Genomic DNA, 26339 nt, shown 5'->3' with positions numbered 1-26339 from the left:
CCCTTGTAAATGGATTTGTGTCCATGGTAGCACATTTCCATTTCTTCCAGCTGAGTGCTGTATTTGGTGGCCATTTTTGCTGCATTTTTAGTGGCCGTTTTTGCTGCATTTTATTATACCGCTAACAGGCTTTTTCCAATCGGTCAATTTGGGGTAAAATTGTTTTGTTTAAGCCGTTTTTTAAGAGACGTTTAAGGTCATTATCCTTGGTTAGGTTTATAAAAATATCAATTAATTCAGCGGTATCATAACGGGCTATTAATTGCGTCCATAAAGAATATGCTTCCCCAGCATGGATGTCTTGATCTTGCCCTTCATTCGTTATTAAAGTTTTTAGTATCTTCATGTTGATAACCTCCTTAATATAATAGCCTTTGCAATAATTGTGTATTTTATTAACAAAGCCAGGAGTTCTCCGTCGGTAGTGGCTTTTCCATTCCCTCTAGCAGGACATGGGAATAGTTATGGCGATTTTGAATAACTTCGGAGGCGGCTATACCTTATTAAGATGGATTACTCCCATAGCATGGCAGCGGGTAACCCAACCGTTTGCCGGCAATCATGGCTGGGGCCTGCTGTATTGTGCTGTTTTTGCGGCTGTACCCGCCGTTATTGCTTATGTACTTTCTGCCCGCAGAGATCTGGGGGCAGGTGTTTTTTGGGCCCGTTCCGGGCCCCCGGAAGCGGTTTCCCATCTTTCCAGTCCTTTGGCGTTGGCTTGGAGGCTGCATAAGAGAAGTCTTATCGGTTGGCTGGTGGGGACAATATTGTATATTGTTGTGTTTGCGGCCATCTCTCCCGGTTTATCCAATGCCGGTGGAATGAGTGACTGGCTGTCGAATCTGGGCGGCACAAGTTGGTCTGATGAGGTGGGTTTGGGCTATGTCTTTATTAGCATCAGCATTTATCTGATATCACTTTTTGTGGCTGTTTATACCATGACCGCTGTATTGCGTCTGAAAAAAGAAGAAAATGAAGGCAGAGCAGAAATGCTGGTGGATAAGCAGGTCAGTCGGATTCGCTGGATGAGCAGCCATTTAATCGTAGCATCTTTATGTTCTGCTGCATTGCTGCTGGCCGTGGGCATTGCCGGGGGACTGGTTTATGGGCTTGCCGCCGGCGATTTAAACAATGAGTTTTGGCACATTTTTGGTATGAGCGTTTCAAAAATCCCACCTGTATGGATACTGTTAGGTGTAACAGCTCTATTGTATGGGTGATGGCCTCGCATAACAGCACTGGGATGGGTGGTTTGGTTATCGTTTAGTATATTGGAGCTTGCCTGGGAAACGCAGATCATTGATTGGTCACTAATGTGTATTTCTCCCTTCTCTTATGCCCACTATACCATTAATATTACAAATTTGCCGCTGCTTCCGTTGTTTTGGCTGATTTGCCTTTCTGCTGTATTGACGGGTATTGGATTGTTTGGATTTAGGAATAGAGATATTTTGACAAAAGCATAAACGGTTTAAAGCAGCTTATTAATCGTGGTTAACTCAGACTGTTAGGCGAGGCCACAAGTTTTGGTGCCGGTAGGTTCCAGAAAAAAAGGCACGGCAGACTGGGCAGGTGAATGCGGCCTGAACAACCGGGTAATATATTTGTCGAATTATATGGCAATTTGTTTAAAAATTTTTCTAGTGCAATAGAAGGCATACCATAGTAATATGACGAACTATCATAGTTAATATCTGGATGTATAAAATTAAAATAAAACCGGGTTAATATCTTAAATGAGATTGTTTATTTCCAAAGAAATATTGCATTATCGGACTGGTAGAGAACTGGATACATGTCACATCGTTATTTGTTAAAGCTAATTTTTAATGGCGTGGCCTATGGTGGCGGGAAATATGATCAGCCTTGGTAATGCACCTTCTAGCAACAAAAAGTAGTAAATCTTCTGTTAGTCCCGTCAGATAAAACCACAAAGCCTTCTTTTTCTAGATATAGAACTCTTGACTCAATTTGTCTTCTGCAATTACTAGAAACATGAAAAGACTTAATATTGCTTGTTTGCAATTTATGATGAGAGAGCTATGGCTATAATCCACCACACAATTTACGAAATTGTCGGATTAGTGTCAATAATATAAATAATATCAATAATGTGAATATAATATCACCCTGGCCTTGCAATGATGAGGATAATAACTCGGGGAGTGATATTCTTGTTTAATAGCCTTGTAGAAAGTATCGGTATACTGGGGCACGCAGTTTTAGACTCTTCCCCGGAGGGAATTCTTCTTGCTGATCACGAAGGCAATATTGTCTATGCCAATAATTCATACACATTAATTTGCAGAAATGACGGACAGAAAAGAATTGGTCAAAATATATTAAAAACGAACCCGTACGGAGCATTAACAGAGGTTATATTGACTGGTCAACCGGTTTTTGGCAAAAAACATTTACCACCGGGAGCCCAAACTGAAGTCCTTTCCAACGCCTTTCCCATCCACATTGACAACCAGTTTGTTGGGGCAATTGTATTCTTTCGTGGAGTCACGGAAGCGATGAGCATGTTAGATAAGTTAGCTAAAGCCCGAGAAGACATTCGGAGCTCTTCCGATAGGTCTAAGCAAATTGGACAGGCAAGATATGATTTTAATACAATAGCAGGTCAAACTCAATGTTTTAAAGAGGCTATTACTATAGCTCAGCGTGTTTCACAGACAGACTCAACCGTACTATTACGGGGAGAAAGCGGTACGGGAAAGCAGTTGTTTGCTGAAGCCATTCATAATAACAGCATGCGCCGGTATCAGCCGTTTGTTAATGTGAATTGCGCGGCCATTCCGGATAGTCTCTTAGAAAGTGAATTTTTTGGTTATGAAAAAGGTTCTTTTACCGGAGCAGGGCAGCAAAAAATTGGGACTTTCGAAGTAGCTAATCAAGGGACTATTTTTCTGGACGAGATTGGAGATATGGATTTGCGGCTGCAGGCCAAGCTGCTGCAGGTGCTCCAAAACGGAAAGTTCCGTCGTTTGGGGGGCACTAAAGAAATAAAAGTAAATACGCGTGTAATCGCCGCAACCAACCGGAACTTAGAGGAATTAATTGCCAAGGATTTGTTTCGTCTAGATTTATATTACCGGTTGAATGTAGTGAATATAGAAATTCCGCCGCTGCGTAAACGAATTGACGATATTCCCTTAATAGTGCAAAACTTGTTGCCTAAAATTAGTTGCCGGGTTGGTAGAGCGATAAAAGGTTTGGAAGATAAAGCTTTAGGCAAATTGGCAAACCACTGCTGGCCAGGAAATATTCGTGAATTGGAAAATGTTCTAGAAAAAGCTGGCACACTATGTGACAGGGAATGGATCAAGGCGGATGATATTTGCCTGTCACCACTGCCGTCTCAAAAACCTGAATCCATTGTCTCATTAGAGGAACTGGAAAGGTCGATGATAAGCCGTGCACTCGCAAAGTACGGCCCTTCCTTGGCCGGCAAAAAGGAAGCTGCTCAGGCGTTAGGTATCTCTTTAACAACATTATATAATAAATTGCGGAAATTTAAATGTGATTAACCCAAATAAGAACAGCAAAGTATTTAAATGATATAATATTATTATAAAAAATAGAATTATATATACAGGTATGAAATACAGGGTTGGTTTTCTAAAAGGTGACCAACGCTTTTAAGTATTACAAGTCTAAGGATAGAAGAGCGTAACAAAACGCTGAATTTGTTAGAAATAGAAATTGGCATATAAATTGCAATTAATATAATGCGCTTTTTACTTTATCAATCTCTTTTAGAGGGAGGGAATAAATTTGACGGAACAAGTGGTTTATGCCGCGGGTGATGGGAAATATAGAGTTGAATTGATGGTTTCAATTACCGGAGACGGTTTAGTCGCACATCTTTATGGCGGCGATAAGCCGCATGTAGGAGCAGTTGCAATAAGCCTGACTAGGCCAAGCATCTCCGACAATACTAAAGTCAGCTGTAACACGAGCGTGATACCTTTGTTAGGTCATAAAGATGACGAAGTGGCCAAGCCCATTGCGGAAAAAATAGCATTAGCCTTTGGTAAACCTGTAGTTGTGGTTGTAGGTATACACGTGGACAATGCCGGGCCGGAAGAAATTAAAAAAATTATGGAAAATTGTAACTATGTGGCGCAAATATTTATTGATGGACATCGACCAAGCTATTTATTGCCCAATAAAGTATATCTTGATTATTAATCAAAAATTTTTTATTAATTTTTATTAATAATTTATTAATTATAACAATTTAATATATTGTGAAATAAAAGAAAATTATAAATATTGAAATTAAATTTTCAAATATTTGAATTTCCTTGAACAGGTATAAGATACGGGGTTGGTTCTCTCAACAGAAACCAACCCTTTTAAATTCTGCAAGTCTAATGATAGAAGAACGTCACAAAACGGTGGATTTATTGGGAATAGGACTTGGTATATAAATTGCTGGTAATATAATCAGCTTTTACTTTTAAGGCAACCGCGGAGCCGAAGAAAGTCTAATAGCAAAAATAAGGCATGGAGGGGATGAACCAATGAAAGATTTGAGGCATTTTATCGGACAGCTTGAGCAAAATGAGGAATTAGTGCGGATCAAAAAGGAAGTGGATTGGGATATTGAGCTAGGAGCGATCAGCCGCCGGGTATACGACCAATACGGCCCGTGCCTTTGGTTTGAGAAGATCAAAGATTATCCACAGGGATACACCGTTATTAACGGTGAGTGTGGCACTTGGCGGCGGGTGGCCATTGCCATGGGATTGGATGCAAACACGCCGTTGCGGGAGATTTACGAGGAATATGAGAAGCGGATAGAAGGACGGGTTCAACCCAATATCGTTGATCGTAAAGCGGCTCCCTGTAAGGAAAATGTCTTCATCGGGGAACAAGCAGACATCTATAGGCTGCCGGCCCCCCTTATTCACGAGGGAGATGGCGGGCGCTATATCGGTACCTGGGACGCCGTGATAACCAAGGACCCGGAAACAAACTGGACGAACTGGGGCATGTACCGCTTCATGATCCACAATCAGAATTTTCTTGCCGGATGGCCCCAGACCACCAGCCAGTTTGCCATGATGCTGAACGAGAAATACGTGCCCAAGAATCAGCCTATGCCTGTAGCTTTAGTGATTGGCTCACATCCTCTCGATCACATGGTGGCTACCGCGCCTATGCGGCCTGGAGTAAATGAGGCTGAGGTGGCCGGATCTTTAAGAGGAGAGCCGGTCGATCTCGTTAAGTGCGAGACAAGTGAAATCATGGTGCCGGCCAATGCGGAAATCATTATTGAAGGAGAAATTCCCACAGACGCCATTGTACCGGATGGTCCCTTTGGAGAATACCCGGGCTTCCGGAGCGGTACCATGGCAGAAGGCGTGGCTTTCCGGATCAAAGCGATCACACACCGGAATAACCCCATTTTATCAATGACCGCCCTGGGCGCCCCGGTTGATGACAGTTCAATTGCTGCCTCTCTGACTGCGGCCGTGGGAATGAAATTAGGGCTGCAAAGGCGTGGCATCGACGTAACAGATGTATACGTGCCGCCTGAAGGAGTCACTCACCTGGTTATTGTCGGCGTGAGGACAGGCGGGATCGAAGTAACCAAGAAAGTGCTTGACTTCTTTATCGCGCGGCGGGTAATGGTTTCCAAAGTCATCGTGGTAGACAAAGATGTGGATGTCTTTGACATGAAACAGTGGATACATGCTTTTGCCACCAAGTGTCACCCGGGACGGAGTATCGTCGTGGAGCACTTTGTAGGGAAGTCCAATGCCCTCACTCCCTGTTACGATGCGGAAGAACGGCGCATCCTCAAGGGAGCGTTCGCGGCCTTTGACGCTACCTGGCCGTTGGAATGGCCGAAAGAAAACATCCCGCCGAGGGCTACTTTCAAAGAGATTTACTCGCAGGAAACGCAGGATAAAGTGCTGGCCAAATGGCATGAATACGGGTTTTAGAAATCCGGACACTTTTTGATTAATAAATGAATTTAAGGAGGCAGAGATTTATATGCCAAAAGAATATCTTACCTATGTTCGTAAGTATGCGGATCTTTATGAAGGTGAGCGCGACATATTTATTAAGGACCTGACACCGGGTCCGAGAAAATACGATACCAAGCAGGTTAGAGCTTTAGTAGCCCGCTCGGCCGAGAATTTGCCGGGAGCGGACACTCTCTGGGTACGTTCAGAAATGGGTGTGCTTGATCCGAAACCATGGGCGATTAAAATTTTGAAAGAACTGCCTGACTATGTAAAAGGTCGTCCTTATACCGACGTATTTAGCGTCATGAACAAGTAAACGGTTTATACTCCGAGAAAGGTGGGAGGTAATGTTTTACGATCCGGCAATTGAAACAGTTCCTCGTGAAAAAATACGGGACATCCAATGGCAAAGACTACGGGACATGCTGGAGAAGGTATACCAGGGCAACCGGTTTTACCAGGATAGGTTTAAGAAACACGGGGTAGCGCTTGAAGACATCCAAGATCTTAACGACATAACAAAGCTGCCGTTTACGAACAAAAAAGACTTCCAGAAGGATCAGGAAGAGCATCCCGTTTTCGGGACAAACTTAACGGAACCGTTCGAAAACTATGTCCAGTTCCACCAGACTACCGGCACCACAGGCAAACCCTTAAAATGGCTCGATACGAAAGACAGCTGGGCCTGGCGGGCGCGTTGCATGGCCCATTCACTGGCAGCGGCAGGTGTTACAAACAAGGATGTCCTGTTATTGCCATTTAACTTTGGCCCTTATACCGCTTTCTGGGGTGTATACGAAGCGGCGCAGCACTTGGATGTATTGACAATTCCCACCGGGGGGTGGACCACCGAGCAGCGTTTGAACAGCATAGTCGAAAACCAGGCCACCTTAATCATCGGTACACCTACTTATATGCTGCGCCTGGCCGAGGCGGCCCAGGAAGAAGGTATTGACCTGGCTAATTCAGCCATCCGGGTGCTTATCCTGGCCGGGGAGCCGGGAGCAATGATTCCGTCCGTGCGGGAAAAACTCGAAAAAGCCTGGGGTGCGAGAGTATTTGAGTACCCGGGATTAACCGAGACCGGCACCTATGCTTTTATGTGCGAACATGATAACCAGGCTCTGCACATTATTGAGAGCGAGTTTATCGTGGAAGTTTTGGATCCAAAGACCGGGAGAAGCGTTGCGGACGGTGAGACCGGCGAACTGGTGCTCACGAATCTGGGGCGCACGTGCAGCCCGGCCATCCGTTACCGGACCAATGATCTGGTGCGCTTGGAAAAATCGTCTTGCGCTTGTGGCCGGACCTTCGGCAAATTAATCGGAGGGGTCCTGGGGAGACAGGATGAAATGCTGATTATCCGGGGGGTAAACGTCTTCCCGAGCACTATGGGGAATATCGTGGAAGAGTTTCTGGAACTGGGAAACGAATATCAGATTACCGCTTACCGCCGGGGTGACATGGATGAATTAAAAATACAAATCGAGATGACTCCCTCGTCAAAAGATGTAAGTGAGCTCATTGCCACCGAATTAAAAAAACGCCTTAACTTGCGGGTTGATATACAGACAGTGCCCAAGGGGACACTCGCGCGTTCAGATTATAAAGGCAAAAGATTTATCGACGAGCGGAGTAAGCGGTCGAGTAGCGCGGGATAGTCAAATCTCAAAAAATTATACCTGCTAACAAGCTACAGATAAAAATTTGGCACGAAAATTCCGGAAGGGGGCTATATAGCACCGTCCCCTGAGATCTCCCATGGGGGGTGTTAAAAGAACCGCCCCCCCAATTTTTTTTAATTGGGAATTTCCCAAAGGTGGATAGTTCTATAAAAGATAGGAGGGTTTTGCGTGTCTAAGGGTTTACTAGAACGGGGCCCGGGGATTAGAGAATCCTTAAAAGCCCTGCCGCATAGTTTTAATATCAATAATGTCACCGCAGCCTTAATCGCAACAGTTTTTAGCTTGAGCGGGCCGATCATATTATTAATCAATATTGCTAATGAAGCCCATTTAACTGACCAACAGACTGTTACATGGCTTATGTCTATTTATTTTATCAGCGGTGCGTTAATGGTTTTTTTTTCTCTTTATTACCAGCAGCCCATAGCCATTGCCTTTTCTTTGCCTGGCATCATTGTAATAGGCAGTCTCATGAAAGTTTTTTCATTGAACCAAATGGTCGGGGGGTATATTTTTGGAGGGCTGATATTACTTTTTCTTGGCGTTACCGGTTTAATTAAAACTGTAGTTAAATATTTGCCTTTACCAATCATTATGGGAATGATTGCGGGGGCTTTGTTTAGTTACGCAATGGGAATTGTTACATCGGTTCAAAAGGATTATATAGGCGCTGGAATAACATTATTAGCGTTTTTTGTAAGCCGACTTTTTACAAAGAAGATCCCGCCTCAGGCGATCGCGCTGGTAGTTGGCGTAATTGTTAGCATATACCTCATGAAGTCGAAGATGGCAATGGGTGATCTATTTTATGCTCCTCTTTTAATAAAACCCGACTTTGGCTTTGCCGCAATATTATCCATAGGCGTACCACTGGTATTGCTGGGGCTTGCTGACTTTTTGAAAGGTTACGGGATTCTAACAGCCAATAAATTTGATGCGCCTGTTAATGCGATGATTACGTCTACCGGTATTTGCTCAACAATAGGCGCTTTTTTCCTGGCGCACAGTATTACAGTTGCCGGCCCGGTAACTGCGATAACCTCTTGTGATGATGCCGGGCCGAAGGACTACAGGTGGGTCGCGGGATTTTTAAAAGGGATTATTCAAGTTTTTGTTGCATTTATAAGCGGATTGTTAGTACCTTTTTTAAGGTCTTTGCCTGCAACTGTTGCCAACGTTTTAGCGGGGCTGGCAATGGTAAGCTTATTTATCACTGCGTTTGAAGTAGCTTTTAGTAGCAAGAATAAATTTCAAATGGGAGCCTTTTTCGCGTTTATCGTTGCCTACTCCAATTTTTCAATCTACAATATCAGCTCTCCGGTATGGTCATTACTGGTTGGTATAATCGTCTCATTAATTTTTGAGAGGGAAAACGTAAAGTCTTTTCTTCATCCCATTGTCGAAGCGGATGGAATAGCCAGTTCCCGTGGCTAAGTTAACAGGTTTTAGGTTTTTTAGGCTATGTCACAAGAATGATTAAACGATATGAGCAGGAGGGTGCAAACATGAATGTTCAGCGAATTATAGTCGCTATCACGGGGGCTACCGGAGCAATTTACGGTGTTCGGCTGCTTGAGGCTTTACAGGAATGTACGGGTGTAGAAACTCATCTTATCTTGAGCAGTTGGGCTGAAAAAACAATTGCTTTAGAGACAAATTACGATGTTGAGGCGGTGCGCAGAAAGGCCAATTTCTGCCATGAGCTGCGTAATGTGGGAGCAGCGGTTGCCAGCGGTTCTTTCCAAACCAGCGGTATGGCTGTTATCCCCTGCAGCATGAAAACACTGGCGGCAATAGCCCACGGACTGGCTGAAAACCTTATTATCCGTGCTGCCGACGTGATGTTGAAAGAACGAAAGAAGCTTATTTTGGTTCCACGGGAGACTCCTTTAAATGTGATCCATCTTGAAAATATGCTTGCAGTAAACAGGGCGGGGGCGCATCTGGTCCCGCCCATGCCTGCTTTCTACAACCACCCGGCTACCATCGACGATTTGGTTAATCATCTGGTCGGGCGAGTGATGGACCAGTTTGGCTTACCGCATAACCTGACCCGCCGGTGGGGTGAGGTTGCTCTGGTTGACTCGCATCCGGTGAAGTTTAATGAAATGGGTCAGGTGGCTCGTTCTTGAGAAGAGTATTATAGTGAAGAGCTTTAAGAATAAGCTTCATTTAGCCGGGGGGTTAATTTATGGCTTTATACCGTTTTGCCGGGCGAATGCCGATAGTAAGCGCAAAAAGTTACATAGGTGAAACTACTATGCTTATTGGTGATGTTAAAATCGGTGATTGTTGCTATATAGGCCCTGGAGCTATACTCAGGGGTGATCATGGTACTATTGAAGTGGGTTCGGGTACAGCTATTGAAGACGGTGTAATTATTCATGCATTTACTGGTGGTAAATGCCATATTGGGGAAAATGTAACTATTGGACACGGTGCAATAGTCCATGCGGAAGATATTGAAGATTATGCAGTAATTGGAATGGGAGCAATTCTAAGCCTGCATGCCAGAATCGGCTCATGGACTATTGTTGCCGAAGGAAGCGTGGTGAAAAACCGTCAAATTATTCCCGGCGGGGTTGTGGTGGCAGGTAATCCGGCTAATATTGTACGGGACGTAGAAGCTAGGGACCGGGAATTTTGGCTATGGGGTAAGCAACTCTATGTTGATCTTGCGAAAAAATATCTGCAGGATGGAATGGAACAAGTGGAATAAAAGATTTTAAAGAAAAGAGGTGTAAAGACATGGAGGTTTTAGAGATTATAAATACGGACGTTCTGGTTATAGGCGGCGGCGGTGCGGGTTTATGCGCCGCCATTTCATCTAGAAAAGAAGGCGCTGAAGTTTTGCTGATTAGTAAAAGCCGTCCGGGACGCGCAAACAACACCGCTATTTCGGACGGTTCTTTTTCCGCATCTACCGATGAACGTGATACACCTGAGCAGCATCTGTCAGATACACTTGTTGCAGGCAGATGGATTAACCGGCCTGAAATGGTCAGTACTATGACTTTGGGCGCACAAGAACAGGTGGAGAATTTATTGAGTTACGGTGTGCCGCTGCAAAAAAAGGATAACGGTAAATTAAGGATCGTTTCGTTACCCGGTCACTCTGTAGCCAGAAATGTAGTCACAGAAAAAAGTTTTGGAACAGATTTTACGCTTCCATTGTTTAACTTCGCAAAAAATTTGGGTGTTAATTTTCTGGCCGGCGTATTTGTTGTTCACCTTTGCCGCAATAAACATAGTGACATCGCGGGCGCACTGGTTATAGATCCGGCCCGCCAAGGACTTATTTTAATCCAGTCCAAGGCCACGGTGCTTGCCACTGGCGGGGCCGGACAGATCTATTCCCAAACAAACAATGCACCCGGCACAACAGGCGATGGCTATGCGTTGGCATTTCGTTCAGGCATCCCGTTGATAGACATGGAGTTTGTTCAGTACTATCCTACTTTTATGCTTGAACCTTCCCTTGCCAAGACGATGGTTATATACGAAATTTTAGTCTACCGGGGAGGCGCAAGGTTACTCAATAACCTGGGGGAAAATATTGCCCTGCGGCATGGCTTGAAAGATCCTTCGGCTATGACGAGGGACGCCTTAACCCTGGCTATTGCAAAAGAGATCAAAGAAGGCAGGGGGATTAATGGTGGAGTCTGGATGGATCTTTCGACCATCCCGGGGGATAAAATCAAGCGTTTTCAAAAATTTATTCCCAGGGGTTTGAAGAGAAAAAAGCTTTTCCTTGTTGCCCCGGTTGCCCATTTTTTTATGGGAGGCATACTGGTTAATGAGCGGGGAGAGACGGGAATCGAGGGGTTGTATTCAGCAGGTGAAGTAAACGGTGGCGTGCACGGGGCCAACCGGTTGGGTGGGAATGCCTTGACCGAAGCCTGGGTTTATGGTGATACCACCGGCCGGCTCGCTGCTCAGTACACCCGGCGCAAGAAAAAGGTTTTCAGTATTGAAAACCTTCAATCAACAATTAAAGATCTGGAATCTTATACGGAAGGGAAAAAACAGCTTTCAGTGGAAGAAGTGCGTAGTAGGTTACAACATCTGATGTGGAAGAAGGCCGGAATAATCCGGACTCGCGAAGAACTCTCCGGACTGGTTAGTGATATTGAAAAACTGAAAGTAAAGCTTTCTGATACTAAGGCAAGTGATTACAAGGAATTAATTAATAAACTGGAAACCGAAAATATGCTTTTAGTTGGAAAAGCAGTAGCGTTGACGGCTCTCTTAAGAAAAGAAAGCCGGGGTGCTCATTACCGTGAGGACTTTCCTGATGAAGGTGGAGAGCAATGGGTCAAAAATACTTATATTAAAGGCAATGAAGGATTCGAAATGTGCGCATCGATAAATCCGAAAAATAAATCTATAGTTATAGAGCGGTTGGGGCGATAGACGGATCTCCAGCAGGGAGGTGTAGTTTTGGCATCAACGGCTGGAGATCTCCAAAAGTTGTTGGACGTGTCTGCCGGTAGGCGGGAGGCTGATTATTATATTAAGGGTGGTTCGCTGGTAAATGTGCTATCCGGTGAAATATATCCGGCTAATATTGCAATTTGGCGGGACAAAATTGCTTACGTATGCGGAAGCGAAAAAATGGTAGGCACAAGCACCACGATTATTGAAGTTTAGAAAGAGTATAGGTATCACCTATTTATTAGCATTGAATAATTTGCTTATGAAGAAACCTTTACTAGATGGAGGGAACGGTGTGGGAGGATATTATATTAGAGTAGAACCAGACGTAAATATTTATGTGGAAAATCTCAACCCTGGGGGCGGAAAGCAGATCTTATTTTTACATGGTTGGCCGGCAAGCCATAGATTGTTTGAATATCAGTTTGAACAGCTTCCCAATATGGGATATCGATGCATCGGAATGGATATCAGAGGATTCGGCAATTCAGATAAACCTTGGAGAGGTTACGACTACGATCGATTGGCAGACGATGTTCGATTTGTGGTTGAAACACTTCAATTACAAAACTTCACACTCGGGGGCCACTCCATGGGGGGAGCGATTGCCATTCGATACATGGCTCGTCACAAAGGGTATGGGGTATCCAAACTTGCACTTTTTGCCGCTGCTGCTCCCAGCTTTACCAAACGTCCTGATTTCCCTTATGGTTTAGCAAAAGAAGATGTAAATAAGCTTATTCTGGATACGTATAATGACCGTCCTAATATGCTGCAGAAATTTGGAGACATGTTTTTCTTCCAGTATGTTACGGGACCTTTCTCAGACTGGTTCTTTCAATTGGGAATGCAGGCAGCAGGCTGGTCCACCGCAGCAACCGCAGTCTCGCTTAGAGACGAAAACCTGTTTTCTGATTTAGGGGAAATATGCGTTCCTACTTTAATTCTTCATGGTATTCATGACAAAATTTGTCCGTTCCCATTGGCTGAAGCACAAAAAAAAAGGAATTAAAAACTCAAAGCTTGTGCCATTTGAATATAGCGGTCACGGATTGTTCTGGGAGGAGCGAGATAAATTCAACAAGGAATTGACACAATTTATAGGATAGAAGTTATAGTCCTCCTGAATTATTCTGTTGGCTTTCTTTCAGAAAAATGCCGGCGGAGGTAATATTAACGGGGAGCATAGAAAAACGAAGAAAAATAATGAAATCCGGCTGTCCAAAGGTGGTAGTCAGGTATCTATATTCATACATTAATGTTTGATTATTGAAATGGTCTTAAAGGATTTTAATATTAAAAGAAGGATAAATTGAGTCTATGGTAATTATTGCTAATATTGTTTATGAGGTTGCTTAGATGTGAATATTTATAATTACTAAATTTGTTATCATAATATTATTGACATTGATGATTTTGTGTTGTATATATAGTTATGAAATACCGACCATAATATAATTTGGTTTCGCTTGTACTCTGAGTTATGATTATATGGTAATTAATATTTCTATTTGCTGCTGAAACCAAGGAGGAATTAAAATAATGCAGCAAAATTTAAATCATACTAGTAATGTTGAAAAAAACAGCAGATGTAGTCATGAAGGCAATACTGTTATTAAAAAATTGCCTGAAAACGAATCAAGCCATATCAAGAATGTTATCGCTGTAATGAGCGGAAAAGGCGGTGTGGGAAAGTCTTCGGTAACATCTTTGCTTGCAAGCGAATGTAGAAAAAAGGGCTATTCAGTGGGAGTGCTGGATGCGGACATCACCGGTCCAAGCCTGCCAAAGATGTTTGGCATAAAAGGTATGGCAAAAAGTAACGGCGTCGCGATATTACCTTTAAACAGCAATAACGGTATAAGAATCATGTCGCTAAATTTATTGACTCCCAATGAAGATGACCCGGTTATTTGGCGTGGGCCGGTAATTTCCGGTACAGTCAAGCAGTTTTGGACTGATGTCGCCTGGGGTGACCTTGATTACCTTTTTGTTGATTTACCGCCCGGTACTGGCGACGTGCCTTTGACCGTTATGCAATCACTGCCTCTAAATGGCCTGATAGTCGTTTCTTCACCGCAAGACCTTGCCGTCATGATTGTCAGCAAGGCGATTAAGATGGCCAAACTTATGAATGTTCCCATTCTTGGCCTGGTTGAAAATATGAACGGTGCCGTTTGTCCTCATTGCGGCGAAGAATTTGAGTTGTTTGGACCTAGTCAGGGCAAAGAAATTGCCCAAAAATTCCAGATACCGTTTATCGGCGGTTTACCGGTAGATCCCAATTTCTCAAAGCTTTGTGATCAGGGTAAGATTGAGGAATATGACAGTAACCTTTTTATTAATTTCATCCCGGAAAAGTTAACTCAATAAATAACATGAATCGGGTTGACGGGCTTGGGAATAATTAATATTTTCTTAAATTGACAAATACTTGTCAAGTTGCTATCACTATTTAATCCTTAGGGATTAATCCGGGATTAGTTCGTTGGTAGCTTTTTTCATCCTTTCTAGCTATTTTATTAATTATTTTTTAAATTATAATAATATTTAAGCTCACAACGGTTTTAAGGATCTCAAAGGTGGACAATCAAAGACGCAGCTAGCATAACGACCTGCGCAGCTAATGGGCCATGGCTGCGGAGCGGAGATACCTAAAGGGGCCTAATAAGAGACATAGAGGGGATTGAAAATGAGGTACGCGGAGACAGGATATTACTTAGAAATTGATTTGGCGACAGGGAACATCGAGAAGGTGGAAAGCGATCCGAGATTGACCGAACTGCACCTGGGAGGACTGGGCACCAATGTCAAGTTGTTCTGGGACAGAGTCCCCCCCGAAACAAAAGCGTTTGATCCTGAGAATCTATTTATTATCAGCTCTCCTCTTTTAGTCGGCACACCTGCCATGAGCTTTAACCGCACCTGTGTTACGACAATTTCTCCCCAGACAGACCTGCTGGCATATCCGATGATGGGGGGATTTTGGGCGGCGGAATTGAAGTATGCAGGTTATGACAAAGTAATCTTTCGCAACAAGTCACCGAAGCTAGTTTATATATGGATAAACAATGACAAAGTAGAAATACGTGACGCCTCACATTTAAAAGGTAAAGGCGCAGTAGAAACTCGGGAAATCATCAAAGAGGAGTTGAATGAGCCCAACGCCTGCGTGGCCGCTATCGGTCTGGCCGGCGAGAACCGTTGCTTCCTGGCTTCCATCGAGCAGGGCCGGTCCAGCGCCAGCAGACTCGGCGGCGGCGCCGTAATGGGCGACAAGAACATCAAAGCGATCGCCGTGCGCGGCACCAAAGACCTCAACCTGGCCCGGGGCGCCGAATTCATTGAACACGTGAATAGAGCGCAAGACTATATCAAGTACCGGAACGCCAACCCCATTCCCGGCGTTATGACCATTCTGGCCGGTATCGGATCGCCGCAGGAAATGGTGCATACCGACGAGAGGTGGCACACCGAGAACTTCATGTGGGGGAACTCCCGCCTCCGGAGAAGAGGCTTCTGGGATGAGAGAATCGGTGAAGAATGGCCACGGATACAATTAGAAGCGATCAAACGCTTAATAAGTTGCTATAACTGCCCGCAGCACTGCGGCGCGTTAATTTCCTTCCGCGACACACCCAGATACAAGATGAAATGCTTCACCAAAATGACCTATGCCATGGCCGCCTATGTGGACGAACTTGAGTTCAACTTCAGGATCGCCCAGCGCGCCACCGAATACGGCGTGGACGGATTCGGCACCCCGCAGATTCTGGCCTTTGCGGTTGAGCTCTATGAAGCCGGCATCCTGACCGACAAAGACTTTGAGGGATGCCCGAAAGATAAGGAAGGAAGATTCTACTGGCTGCTCGACAGAATGGTCCGGCGCGAAGGCATCGGCGACCTAATGGCCGACGGCCTGTATTGGATGGCCAAAAGGCTTGGCCCCGAAGCAGAAGCACTCGAGCACAACACCATCAAAAAGCACGAGCAGCTACCGCTTAAATTGGGGACCCTGGACCCCATCTATTACCTGATGTATACCACCAACGAGAAGATCAGCATCACCCAAATTGAAGGGAACTGGCCTCAGGGCGCTTTCCCCACCAGGGAAATGAGAGAAGAGTTCGTCAGAGACTGGCCCCAGCTGCCCGACGACCACTTCAAGCAGTACCTGCTCGACTGGAACCCGCGGGGAGAAAACTCTATACCATTTTTCCCGACCCCCTACATGTGCAGTGAAATCGTCGACTGGATGGAAATGCTGCACAACATCGACGACGCCCTCGGGCTATGCTGCGGCATGGGGTCATTCTGCCTGAAGCCCCCGTACCATATCCACAATTACCCGCTGTTAGTCTCAGCAGCGCTCGGGATGGACATAGACGAAGCCGGACTGAAGAAAATAGTCAACCGGAGCCGCAACCTGCATAGAGCGTACAACAATATGAAAGGCATGTCGAGAAAAGACGAGAAGCCGCCCGCAGACCACTGGAAGAGAAGATTCCCCGAACTCGAAGAAGAACTCCTGAGCACCTATTACAAATACAAAGGGTGGAACAACGACGGTATTCCTACCAAAGAAAGACTGCACGAATTAGATTTGGATTATGTTGCCGAAGAACTGACGAAGAGAGGGATACTAAAAGATGGCGAAGATTAAGAAAAAGATCAAAACAATTACAGTAGACGCAGATAAGTGCAATGGCTGCCGGTCATGCGAGCTAATCTGCTCCGCTTTTCACGCCACACCCAAATACAGCTCCATTAACCCCGCAAGGGCTCGCATACAGGTAATCCGCTACCCGATGAAAGACATCTGGCTTCCCATTTTCGCCGGAGAGTACGCGCCGGCAGAATGTATGGGCAGAGAAAAATATCTGATTGATGAAAAACAATACGACGAGTGTGACTTCTGCAGAGCCGCCTGCCCAGCCAGGGACAGGTTCAAAGAGCCCGATTCCGGGCTCCCGTTGAGATGCGACATGTGCGAAGACGAGCCCCCGCAAGAAAAACCTCTCTGTGTGCAGTGGTGCTTCAGTGACGTCCTCATTTACGAAGAAAGAGAAGAAGAAGTCGAAGAAGCAGAAGAAGTGGACGAAGCAGAGATCGGATTGAAATCGCTGGTGGACAAACACGGCTTGAATAAACTGGCGGAAACCTTTGCCCGCATGACACAGAAGGGCTAAAATACAAGTGAAAGAAGAGGTAAAATTGTGGAAACAGTAGCCCCCTTCAAAGAGGTCATAGGTGAAATAAAAGAGTACGGCGGAGAAGCCGTTAAATACTGCTATCAATGCGGCAAATGCGACACAGTTTGTCCCTGGAACAAAGTAAGGAAATTCAGCATGCGCAAACTCATCCGCGAGGCTGCATTCGGTTTGACAGAGATCGAACACGAAGAGATCTGGCGCTGCACCACCTGCGGGAAGTGCGCACAAATATGCCCCAGGGACGTCAAGCAGATCGAAAACATGAAAGCACTGCGCAGGATGGCTACGGGATACGGAGTTTTTCCCACCGCCATTAAGCCTGTCCGCGGTGTAAGCGCAGGCCTTACCGCAGAAGGCAACCCCTTCGGAGAAAGCCGGAAAAACAGAGCCGATTGGACAAAAGGACTCTCTGTAAAAACATTCGAAGAAGGGATGGAATTTCTATATTTCCCTGGCTGCTACCTCTGCTACGACCCGAGATTAAAGAAGGTAGCCCAAGCCACGGCCAATGTCCTCAATAAGGCAGGCGTAGATTTCGGGATCCTGGGCGACCAGGAAAATTGCTGCGGTGAAAGCATCCGCAAGACAGGCAATGAGGAACTATTCAAAAAATTAGCCAGAGAAAACATTAAAACCTTCATCGATAACGGGGTAAAGAAAATCCTGGTCAATTCCCCTCATTGCTACCACACCTTTAAGAACGAGTATCCCGAATTCAGTGCGAACTTTGAAGTGGTTCATATTTCCCAGTATTTATTCCAGCTGATTAACGAAGGAAGGCTTCCGATCAGCAAAGAATACGCCAAGAAAATCACCTATCACGACCCGTGCTACCTGGGCCGGCATAACGGCGTATATGATGAACCGCGCGAAGTTTTAAAGAAGATACCCGGATTAGAGCTGATTGAAATGGCGGAATCGCGGGAACAAAGCCTCTGCTGCGGCATGGGCGGAGGCAGGATTTGGATGGAAACCCATGCGTCCGACCGTTTCTCCAACATCAGATTAAAAGATGCTATTGAGGTGGGGTCTGAGGTGCTCGTTACCGCCTGTCCTTATTGCATCACCATGTTTGAGGACAGCAGGGCGGTTCTGAACTATGATGACGTTATCCAGGTTAAGGACATTACGGAGGTTATCCAAGAGGTGATCTAGATTGCGGAGAAGTTAAGCATGCAGGAAACGCGCGGCGTGACGGACATGAAGTTGTATCCCCTTAGTGGCGGAGTGCATACTTCAGCTCTGTCCGATACCAGAAACCTGCTGGTGGTGGCTCGCCCGTATGGGCATTGCCCTGGTCGGTCAGGCCCGCGGCAGCCGGCTGGCGTGTTTACCCGCCCGGAACGGCTTGCATGTTCAAAAAATTAAGTATGATTAACCCGGAGTGTACAGGAACATAAAACCTGGTGAGGTGATAGAAAAGTGGGAGAAGAACAATTGCTGCAAGAAAAAATTCAGCAAATTTGTGCAAGTCCTGGAGCCAGCAATTTTGGAGACGTATTGGTTGTTGGTGGAGGGATCAGCGGTATTCAAGCCGCTCTTGACCTTGCTACTGCTGGTTTTAAGGTTTACATGGTGGAAAAAGCGCCAAGCATCGGGGGCCATATGGCCCAGCTTGACAAGACCTTTCCCACCAATGACTGCTCCATGTGAATACTCGCGCCTAAGCTGGTCGAGGTCGGCCGGCATCCAAATATTGAAGTTCTCACCTATACTGAAGTTGACAGTATAGCCGGGGAAGCAGGCAACTTTAAGGTAACGGTAACTACAAAGCCCAAGTATATTATAGAGGATCTGTGCACTGGCTGTACCACCTGTGTTGAGTACTGCCCGGTGCAGTACCCTGATGTGTTTAACCAGGAAATATCGCTGAATAAAGCGGTCCATATCTATTTCCCGCAAGCGATTCCGCTTGTTGCATATATTGATGAAAGCTGTCTTTACCTGAAAGAAAATAAATGCCAGATATGCGTAGGAGTATGTAAAAATAACGCCATTGATTTAAAACAAGCGCCGGTAACAAAGGATCTGAATGTCGGGGCAGTGATTCTGGCCGCCGGCTTTGAGCCGTATGATCCCAAGGTCAGGGCGGAATATCACTACGGAGAGTTTCAGAACGTGATCACCAGTATGGACTTCGAACGGCTGTTGAGCTCCACCGGGCCGTACTCGGGAGAGATCCTGCGCACTTCCGACAAAAAGCATCCCCATAAACTAGCCTGGATTCAGTGCGTGGGTTCCAGACAGGTGATCGAGGGTGGCAACAGCTATTGTTCGGCTGTATGCTGCACTTATGCCCAGAAGCATGTGATTTTGACCAAGGATCATGACGCGGACGCGGAGTGTACGATATTCCATAACGATATTCGTTCCTACGGAAAGGATTTTGAACGCTTCTACGATCGGACCAATAACCTTCCCGGAGTGCGGTTTATCAGAAGCTACACTTCAATAGTAAAAGAGGACCCGGTAACCAAAAATGTCACCATCCGCTATTCTACGCCCGATGATGGTGTAAAAGAAGAAGAATTCGATATGGTGGTATTGTCCATCGGTTTGAATCCTCCCGTCGGCGCGCAGGAGACGGCCCAAAAATTTGGAATTGAGCTTACCGCTCATCAATATTGCAAGCTCAATCCAGCCAACCCGATGGAGACCAACAGGCGGGGTATCTTTGTAAGCGGAGGCTTCCAGGGTCCGATTGATATTCCCGAGTCGGTCTTCAGTGCCAGCGGGGCCGGCTCCCAAATCGGCGAACTGCTCGACTACAGGCGGGGCAAGCTTTCAATAGAAAGGGTATACCCGGAGGAAAGGGATGTTTCCGCAGAGGAGCCGCGGATCGGAGTTTTTGTGTGCCATTGCGGGGCTAACATCGGAAGGGTAGTAAATGTTCCTGACACAGTTGAATACTGCAAAACATTACCCTATGTTGTCCACGCTCAGGAGCAGCTGTTTTCATGCGCTACCAACTCCGCTAAAGAAATAACTGACGTGACAAAAGAAAAAGGGCTCAACCGGGTGGTTGTTGCCGCCTGCTCCCTCAGGACCCTGGAGCCGTTGTTCCGGGATACCGTCCGGGAGGCGGGCATCAATCAATATTACTTTGAAATGCCTAACATTCGGGAGCATAACTCCTGGGTCCACTCGAAGGAAAAGGAAGTAGCCACAGAAAAGGCCAGGGACTTAATCCGGATGGGGGTGGCAAGGGCTTGCAGCTTGGAGGCGTTGCAGGAGTTTGAACTGCCCGTAAACAAGGCGGCGTTAGTGGTCGGCGGCGGTGTAGCCGGCATGAGTTGCTCCCTTTCCATAGCCAACCAGGGACACGAGGTTTACTTGTTAGAAAAAGATTCGGACCTTGGCGGGATCACCCGCAGAGTTCATTCCACCCTGGATGGAATGGATGTTCAGGAATATTTGCAAGATCTTAAGCGCAAGATTTATCAGCACCCCTTAATCCATGTCTATACCAATGCCGTAATCACTGATGCCACCGGTTATGTGGGGAATTTCGTAACGACGGTGAAGTCTTCCAGAGGGGTCGCGGAGATTAAGCATGGCGCGGCTGTCATCGCCATCGGCGCTGATTTGTCCACACCTGACGAATACCTGTATGGAGAAGATGACAGGGTGATGACCCACCTTGAGTTGGAGGAGCGGATCCACGCAGGAGACGAAAAGGTCGCTAATGCCGAAAGTGTCGTGATGATCCAGTGTGTCGGCTGTAGAAATGAAGACAGAAATTACTGCAGCAGGATATGTTGCAGCGAGTCTATCAAGAACGCTTTGAAATTAAAAGAGATAAATCCCGAGATGGATATATACATCCTCTTCAGGGATGTCAGAACTTATGGATTAAAAGAGGATTATTACAGGGAAGCGGCAAGTAAAGATATTAGGTTTATCCGCTATGAGGAGAACGATAAGCCCGTGGTGGAACCTGGCGAGTCGGATGAGGGCAAGCCGGTTTTGAAGGTTACCGTAACAGATTTTGTTTTAGGGAATAAGATTGAATTGGATGCTGATGTGCTTGCTTTGGCCGCCGCTATTGTTCCCTCGGAAGAAACTAATAAATTAGCCGGACAATTTAAGGTGGTTTTAAGCCCGGACGGTTTCTTCAAGGAAGCCCATGTCAAATTAAGACCTGTTGAGTTTAACACGGAAGGCGTTTATTTGTGCGGGCTGGCTCACTATCCCAAGTTTTTGCAGGAAACGATTAACCAGGCTTATGGGGCCGCCGGCCGGGTTTTAACGCTTCTCTCACATGATATAGTCATAGCCTCCGGCTCTGTCTGCCAGGTGGATGAGAAGAAGTGTATGGGGTGCGGGGCATGCGCCTCAGTCTGCACGTATGGCTCCCTGGCGGTTCAAGAGACACGGCAGGGCAAGAAGGTTACAGTAAATCCCGTTCTATGTAAAGGATGTGGCCTCTGTAACGCAAAGTGTCCCACAGGGGCAATACAGTTAAAGCACTTTACCGATGATCAGATCACGAGCCAAATTGACGCGATGGTTGCGGAATAAAACCTTGATCACTAATAGGGAGGTGAGAGCGAATGAGTACAAAATTTAAACCGAAGGTAATAGGTTTCGTATGCCACTGGTGAGCATACGGCGCTGCTGACTTGGCTGGAGTTTCCAGACTACAATATTCAACTGAAATGAGACTTGTTCACGTCATGTGTTCCGGTAGGGTCGACATGGCACATGTGCTCCGAGCTTTCTCAAAAGGAATGGACGGGGTGTTTATCGGCGGTTGCCATTTTAATGATTGTAATTATAGTACCGGCGGGAATTACCATGCGCTGAACATGACGCTTCTAACCAAAAAAATAATGGAACACATAGGGCTGAACCCCGAGAGATTAAGAATGAGAGTTATGTCCGGCAGTGAAGGAAACCTTTATGCCGAGCATGTTAATGACTTTAATAAGAAAATTAAGGAAATAGGGCCATTTGCTGTAAGTGAAGGGATAGACAAGGAAGAACTAATTTCCAGGGTTGAAAAAGTTTTAAAGTTAGTGCCGTATATTAAAGTGATGATGAACGAGAAGCTGAGAGTGCCTCAAGTGAACCCGGAAGACCCGGAAGAATGTGACAAGTATTTCACAAGTGAAGAAATAGACAAGTTATTTAATGAAAAAATTTCGTACTATATTGAGCCGGATAAGTGCCAGGCCTGTATGACATGCGCCAGGAGATGTCCCGTGGGGGCGGTTATCAGCGCCAAGGGACAAGTTCACGTAATTGATCAGGAGAAATGTATAAGATGCGGAAATTGCATCGCAGGCTGCCCGCCCCGCTTCAGCGCGATCAAGAAAATTGAAGCCGGCGAGCCTGTTCCGCCTCCTCTTCCTGAAGGAGAGAGAACTGTAGTCAGAAAGGGTAAAGAGAAAGCGGAAGTTAGTTAAAGAATATGATTACGATTTGCATGCAAAGGCCCCGCGATTTTGCGGGGTCATATTTATTTCTCATTCATTAAGAACGATGAAGAGAGGAATGTGTGTCCCAATTTGCCGTTCTTTAAGAAATTATACAATCAGGTTGACACTACCGTGTATTTCATCTATTATCTAACAGGAAGGAGACAAGGATCATGTGCATACTTTTAAAAAAATACATAACACTAACTACACCTTTCTAATAGGAGGTTGCCATGAAAGACATGTCTCTCGGCCTAAAAGAGGCGTTGCATTTGACCCTGGAGGGCATAAAACCGCTTTCTACTGAGAACGTAACCTTGGTTGACAGTGTTGACCGTGTAGCTGCATCAGATCTCTATGTCCTAGTGAACTCCCCTTCCATGGATGCCTCCCGTAAAGACGGCTACGCGGTGTTAAGCCATGAGGTAGCCGAGGCAACTGTTGAAAACCCTGTCCGGCTGCGTGTCTTGGGTTCTATAGCCGCAGGCGGCGAAAAGGATATTCAGGTCAAGCCGGGGACAGCGGTGAGAGTATTGACAGGTGCCCGTATACCAACCGGCGCCGATGCCGTAGTGGCTGAAGAATTTGTGAAACTGATAGACAATGAGGTGCTGATAGAGGCCTTTGCTGAACCCAAGAATATCCTCCGGTGCGGCAGCGATGTTGCGTTACGGAAATGTATCCTTCGGACAGGCCAAAAAATATCTCCTGTTATAGCGGGTCTCCTTACCGCGGCAGGGCACAGTATGATCCCTGTCTTTAGAAATCCCGTTGTGGGGATTATCGGGACTGGCGATGAAATTGTCGAACCGGGTAAACCCCTTGCAGAGGGTGAGCTCTATGCCAGCAATATTATTACCTTAGCAGGTTGGTGCAATAAATATAAAATGAAGACCCGCATGACAATTGTAAAGGATGATCCTGATGCCATCTTTAGGGCCTTGAAGATATTTTCCGAAGAAACGGATGCCGTGATAACAAGCGGAGGGGCGTGGATGGGAGACCGCGACATGGTGGTACAGGTCCTTGAAAAGCTTGGATGGAAAGAGATATATCACCGGATTCGCATGGGGCCCGGCAAGGCAGTCGGCTTCGGCATGCTTGATAAAAAACCTGTATTTGTTCTGGCCGGCGGACCACCTTCCAACTTGATGGGCTTCCTACAAATCGCTTTGCCTGGTCTACAAACCCTTTCCGGTCATGCAAAACCGGGTCTGCCCATGATTAATGCCAGGCTAGCCTCTGAAATCGGGGAAGGTGAGTCCGACTGGACTGATTTTTTCTTCGGCACTCTTGAACATGATGAAGGGTTGCCGACCTTTCATCCAATGAAAAAACGCAGCCGCTTGAGTTCCATAGCTGAGGCCACGGCAGTGGCGTCAATACCTGAAGGACAAGATTATCTCCAGGAAGGATCGGTAATTTATGTTCAATTGCTGACTTAGGCGTTCAGGCTGAAGAACCCTGTCATGCTTATTTAGGATATTGTCTCGCAATGGACAATGACGTAATAGTAGCAAGTGTCACACACGGCGAATCAATAGCTAATTCTGTAAAACTATTAATATTATAGTAAGAAATATAGGCAGGTGTTTTCACTGTAATGAGAAATAATAATCTAGCGGTATCCATTGAAGAAGCGCTAAAAATTATTTTAAATTCTATCAGCCCTCTGACCTGCGAAAACATTTCCATCATGGAAGCATGCAATCGTGTTTTATATGAGGATATTGTATCGGATATAATAATACCTCCCGCGGATGATTCTGCAATGGACGGCTATGCTGTAATCGCAGAAGACACGCTTGGGGCGTCAATAAATCACCCGATAAAACTTCAAATTACAGGAGAAATACAGTCGGGCGGATCTGTTAACGGCAAAAAAGTTTCAAGAGGAACGGCGATAAGAATAATGACCGGCGCTCCGATGCCGGAAGGCGCTGATGCGGTAATTAAGTTTGAAGATGCAGCAGAAGAAGACGGTTATGTAAATATATTTCAAGAAACAGTTAAATACAAAAATTACAGATTTGCAGGGGAGAATATAAAAAAAGGAGACAAAGTGCTGCGCAAAGGCGACCGGTTGAGTTCCGTGGATGTAGGTATCCTTGCGTCGCTGAACTATAACACGGTAAAAGTATATAAGCAGCCGATTGTTTCAATTATCTCTACAGGCGATGAATTAGCCGATATAGGAGAAGAGATCAGAACCGGTCAAATCAGGAACGTCAATGCGTATACCATATACTCGGAAGTAAAAAAATATAACGCCATCCCATATTGTTTAGGCATTGCTAAAGACACCTTGAAAGATATGAAGGAAATATTTTTAAAAGCCTTAAAATCTGACGTCGTAATATCCACAGGCGGCGCATCAATGGGAAGGTACGATTTTGTTAAAGATATTTATCTTGCTCTGGATGTTGAAATACAATTTGAAAAGGTTAATGTTAAACCAGGCAAGCCGGTGATTTTTGGGAAAAAAGATAATCAACTGTTTTTCGGCCTGCCGGGAAATCCCGTTTCCACGCTTACATCGTTCATTCAATTTGTGAGACCTGCATTACTAAGATTAATGGGTGCCAATAGGATATTAAAGCCAATCGTTAACGCATTTCTTGAAGAAGATATCAATAAGAAATCGGGCAGGGTTAATCTATTAAGAGGCTATGCTACTATTAAAGATAATGAATTTTATGTTTCAACAACTGGTAATCAAAATTCAAGCGTGCTAACTTCAATGAGGGACGCAAATTGTCTGATCATAATTCCGGAAAATACAAAAGTAAAAGCGGGAGAAAAAGTGCGGATTCAATTGATTGAGCATGAGGAGATATAAATTGCCCATTTTTCATGTTCGACCGATATCGAAAGAGAGCCGCAGCCGCGCCCTTGACATGGAACCTCGCATCGGTGTTTCCAATTAAATTTCGCGTTGCTCATATTCCACCGCATCAGACGAAATCAGACGAACCCTCCGGTTCTTGCCACAAGATCGTCTTGGTTCTCTCCTGTTATACAGGGTCTATTTTCCTTTGACCCTGTCATACCAAGGAAAACTAGGCTTTATCTTATGTTGGTTTAGGAGGTAACATCTAAAGTATGTTGACATCAGGTACCATGGATGCTATAGTAAACTTATGGTAATAGTAAACTATGTGTATAGCCGCCATTCATATAAAATGTCCGCCATGCTCCCTAGTTGAGAGAGAAAATTTATCCCTGTGATCAATAAAGAGGCCTGATTAAATAAGCATGCTTGACGACAAATATGTCACAGTAAGTATCTCGGTCGCGTCAGGCAAGACTTCAGGGACATGAATACGGCCTGCGTTGAGGGAGGACTGCTCTATGTGAGAAAGGAGGGGAGAAGGAAAGGCAATATTTTCGTGGTCGTCCTCGCCCTCATCCTGAAAAACAGAGAAAAGTTTCTGAATGTAGCGCTTGGAAGATGTAGTTCTGCAGTTATTAAACCACCTTTTTTAGTTGACTTCTGCTATTGTTTGTCTTTTATAATTTTGTGAAGATGATGGTGCCCCGGTTTATTGTTAAAATGAATTGATTCCAACCTGTTAATTAGAAAGAATAAAGAAAGGCTAG

20 protein-coding genes and 2 pseudogenes are annotated in these 26339 nt (G+C 45.4%); 21 read left to right on the top strand and 1 reads right to left on the bottom strand.

Features of this window, described 5'->3' with window-relative positions; all coding sequences use genetic code 11:
• Window positions 1–121: 121 nt before the first annotated feature.
• Complete coding sequence (locus L9W92_RS12790) at window positions 122–346, bottom strand: hypothetical protein (RefSeq protein ID WP_240084141.1); 225 nt, start codon at window positions 344–346, stop codon at window positions 122–124.
• A 106-nt stretch (window positions 347–452) separates the two neighbouring features.
• Between L9W92_RS12790 and L9W92_RS12785 the strand changes: the two are divergent.
• From L9W92_RS12785 to L9W92_RS12685, 21 genes and pseudogenes are all read left to right on the top strand, one after another.
• Window positions 453–1466: pseudogene (locus L9W92_RS12785) on the top strand (efflux permease Rv1217c-related protein).
• A gap of 708 nt (window positions 1467–2174) precedes the next feature.
• Window positions 2175–3533 (top strand): sigma-54 interaction domain-containing protein, encoded by a 1359-nt coding sequence (locus tag L9W92_RS12780; RefSeq protein WP_240084139.1) that lies wholly within the window; start codon window positions 2175–2177, stop codon window positions 3531–3533.
• 247 nt (window positions 3534–3780) lie between these two features.
• Window positions 3781–4197, top strand: coding sequence for a prenylated flavin chaperone LpdD (lpdD, locus tag L9W92_RS12775; protein ID WP_240084138.1), 417 nt, complete (start codon window positions 3781–3783; stop codon window positions 4195–4197).
• Window positions 4198–4532: 335 nt separating this feature from the next.
• The gene (locus L9W92_RS12770; protein ID WP_240084137.1) at window positions 4533–5960 is read left to right on the top strand and encodes a UbiD family decarboxylase; all 1428 of its coding nucleotides are present in this window, start codon (window positions 4533–4535) and stop codon (window positions 5958–5960) included.
• A gap of 52 nt (window positions 5961–6012) precedes the next feature.
• Window positions 6013–6303, top strand: a complete 291-nt coding sequence (locus tag L9W92_RS12765) for a hypothetical protein (RefSeq protein ID WP_240084136.1) — start codon at window positions 6013–6015, stop codon at window positions 6301–6303.
• Window positions 6304–6334: 31 nt separating this feature from the next.
• Entirely contained in the window at window positions 6335–7648 is a 1314-nt protein-coding gene (locus tag L9W92_RS12760; protein WP_240084135.1) for a phenylacetate--CoA ligase family protein, read from the top strand.
• 192 nt (window positions 7649–7840) lie between these two features.
• Entirely contained in the window at window positions 7841–9106 is a 1266-nt protein-coding gene (locus L9W92_RS12755; protein WP_240084134.1) for a benzoate/H(+) symporter BenE family transporter, read from the top strand.
• Window positions 9107–9177: 71 nt separating this feature from the next.
• Entirely contained in the window at window positions 9178–9804 is a 627-nt protein-coding gene (locus tag L9W92_RS12750; protein WP_240084133.1) for a UbiX family flavin prenyltransferase, read from the top strand.
• A gap of 59 nt (window positions 9805–9863) precedes the next feature.
• On the top strand, window positions 9864–10391 hold the full coding sequence (locus L9W92_RS12745) for a gamma carbonic anhydrase family protein (protein WP_240084132.1): 528 nt from the start codon (window positions 9864–9866) through the stop codon (window positions 10389–10391).
• A 29-nt stretch (window positions 10392–10420) separates the two neighbouring features.
• Window positions 10421–12085, top strand: coding sequence for an FAD-binding protein (locus L9W92_RS12740; protein ID WP_240084131.1), 1665 nt, complete (start codon window positions 10421–10423; stop codon window positions 12083–12085).
• Window positions 12086–12112: 27 nt separating this feature from the next.
• On the top strand, window positions 12113–12322 hold the full coding sequence (locus L9W92_RS12735) for a hypothetical protein (protein ID WP_240084130.1): 210 nt from the start codon (window positions 12113–12115) through the stop codon (window positions 12320–12322).
• Between the two features lie 46 nt (window positions 12323–12368).
• A pseudogene (locus L9W92_RS12730) lies at window positions 12369–13215 on the top strand (alpha/beta fold hydrolase).
• 433 nt (window positions 13216–13648) lie between these two features.
• Window positions 13649–14479 carry an Mrp/NBP35 family ATP-binding protein gene (locus L9W92_RS12725; protein WP_240084129.1) on the top strand — a complete coding sequence of 277 codons (831 nt, stop codon included), beginning with the start codon at window positions 13649–13651 and terminating at the stop codon, window positions 14477–14479.
• Window positions 14480–14798: 319 nt separating this feature from the next.
• A complete protein-coding gene (locus L9W92_RS12720) occupies window positions 14799–16769 on the top strand; it encodes an aldehyde ferredoxin oxidoreductase N-terminal domain-containing protein (RefSeq protein WP_240084128.1) in 1971 nt (656 codons plus the stop codon).
• The gene (locus L9W92_RS12715) at window positions 16756–17295 is read left to right on the top strand and encodes a 4Fe-4S dicluster domain-containing protein (RefSeq protein WP_240084127.1); all 540 of its coding nucleotides are present in this window, start codon (window positions 16756–16758) and stop codon (window positions 17293–17295) included. Before L9W92_RS12720 ends, L9W92_RS12715 begins: the two co-directional genes overlap by 14 nt.
• A 27-nt stretch (window positions 17296–17322) precedes the next feature.
• Entirely contained in the window at window positions 17323–18474 is a 1152-nt protein-coding gene (locus L9W92_RS19195) for a (Fe-S)-binding protein (RefSeq protein WP_240084126.1), read from the top strand.
• A 64-nt stretch (window positions 18475–18538) separates the two neighbouring features.
• The gene (locus L9W92_RS12705; RefSeq protein ID WP_240084125.1) at window positions 18539–18697 is read left to right on the top strand and encodes a hypothetical protein; all 159 of its coding nucleotides are present in this window, start codon (window positions 18539–18541) and stop codon (window positions 18695–18697) included.
• A 44-nt stretch (window positions 18698–18741) separates the two neighbouring features.
• Window positions 18742–21840, top strand: coding sequence for an FAD-dependent oxidoreductase (locus L9W92_RS12700; RefSeq protein WP_240084124.1), 3099 nt, complete (start codon window positions 18742–18744; stop codon window positions 21838–21840).
• Between the two features lie 32 nt (window positions 21841–21872).
• On the top strand, window positions 21873–22727 hold the full coding sequence (locus tag L9W92_RS12695; protein ID WP_240084123.1) for a hydrogenase iron-sulfur subunit: 855 nt from the start codon (window positions 21873–21875) through the stop codon (window positions 22725–22727).
• Between the two features lie 245 nt (window positions 22728–22972).
• Window positions 22973–24184, top strand: coding sequence for a molybdopterin molybdotransferase MoeA (locus L9W92_RS12690; protein ID WP_240084122.1), 1212 nt, complete (start codon window positions 22973–22975; stop codon window positions 24182–24184).
• 158 nt (window positions 24185–24342) lie between these two features.
• Window positions 24343–25578, top strand: a complete 1236-nt coding sequence (locus L9W92_RS12685; RefSeq protein ID WP_240084121.1) for a molybdopterin molybdotransferase MoeA — start codon at window positions 24343–24345, stop codon at window positions 25576–25578.
• Window positions 25579–26339 lie beyond the last annotated feature (761 nt).

Origin of the sequence: Pelotomaculum terephthalicicum JT, assembly GCF_022410535.1 — a bacterium.
GTDB classification, from domain to species: Bacteria; Bacillota; Desulfotomaculia; order Desulfotomaculales; family Pelotomaculaceae; genus Pelotomaculum_D; species Pelotomaculum_D terephthalicicum.
This window is presented reverse-complemented; position numbering and strand designations above follow the sequence as displayed.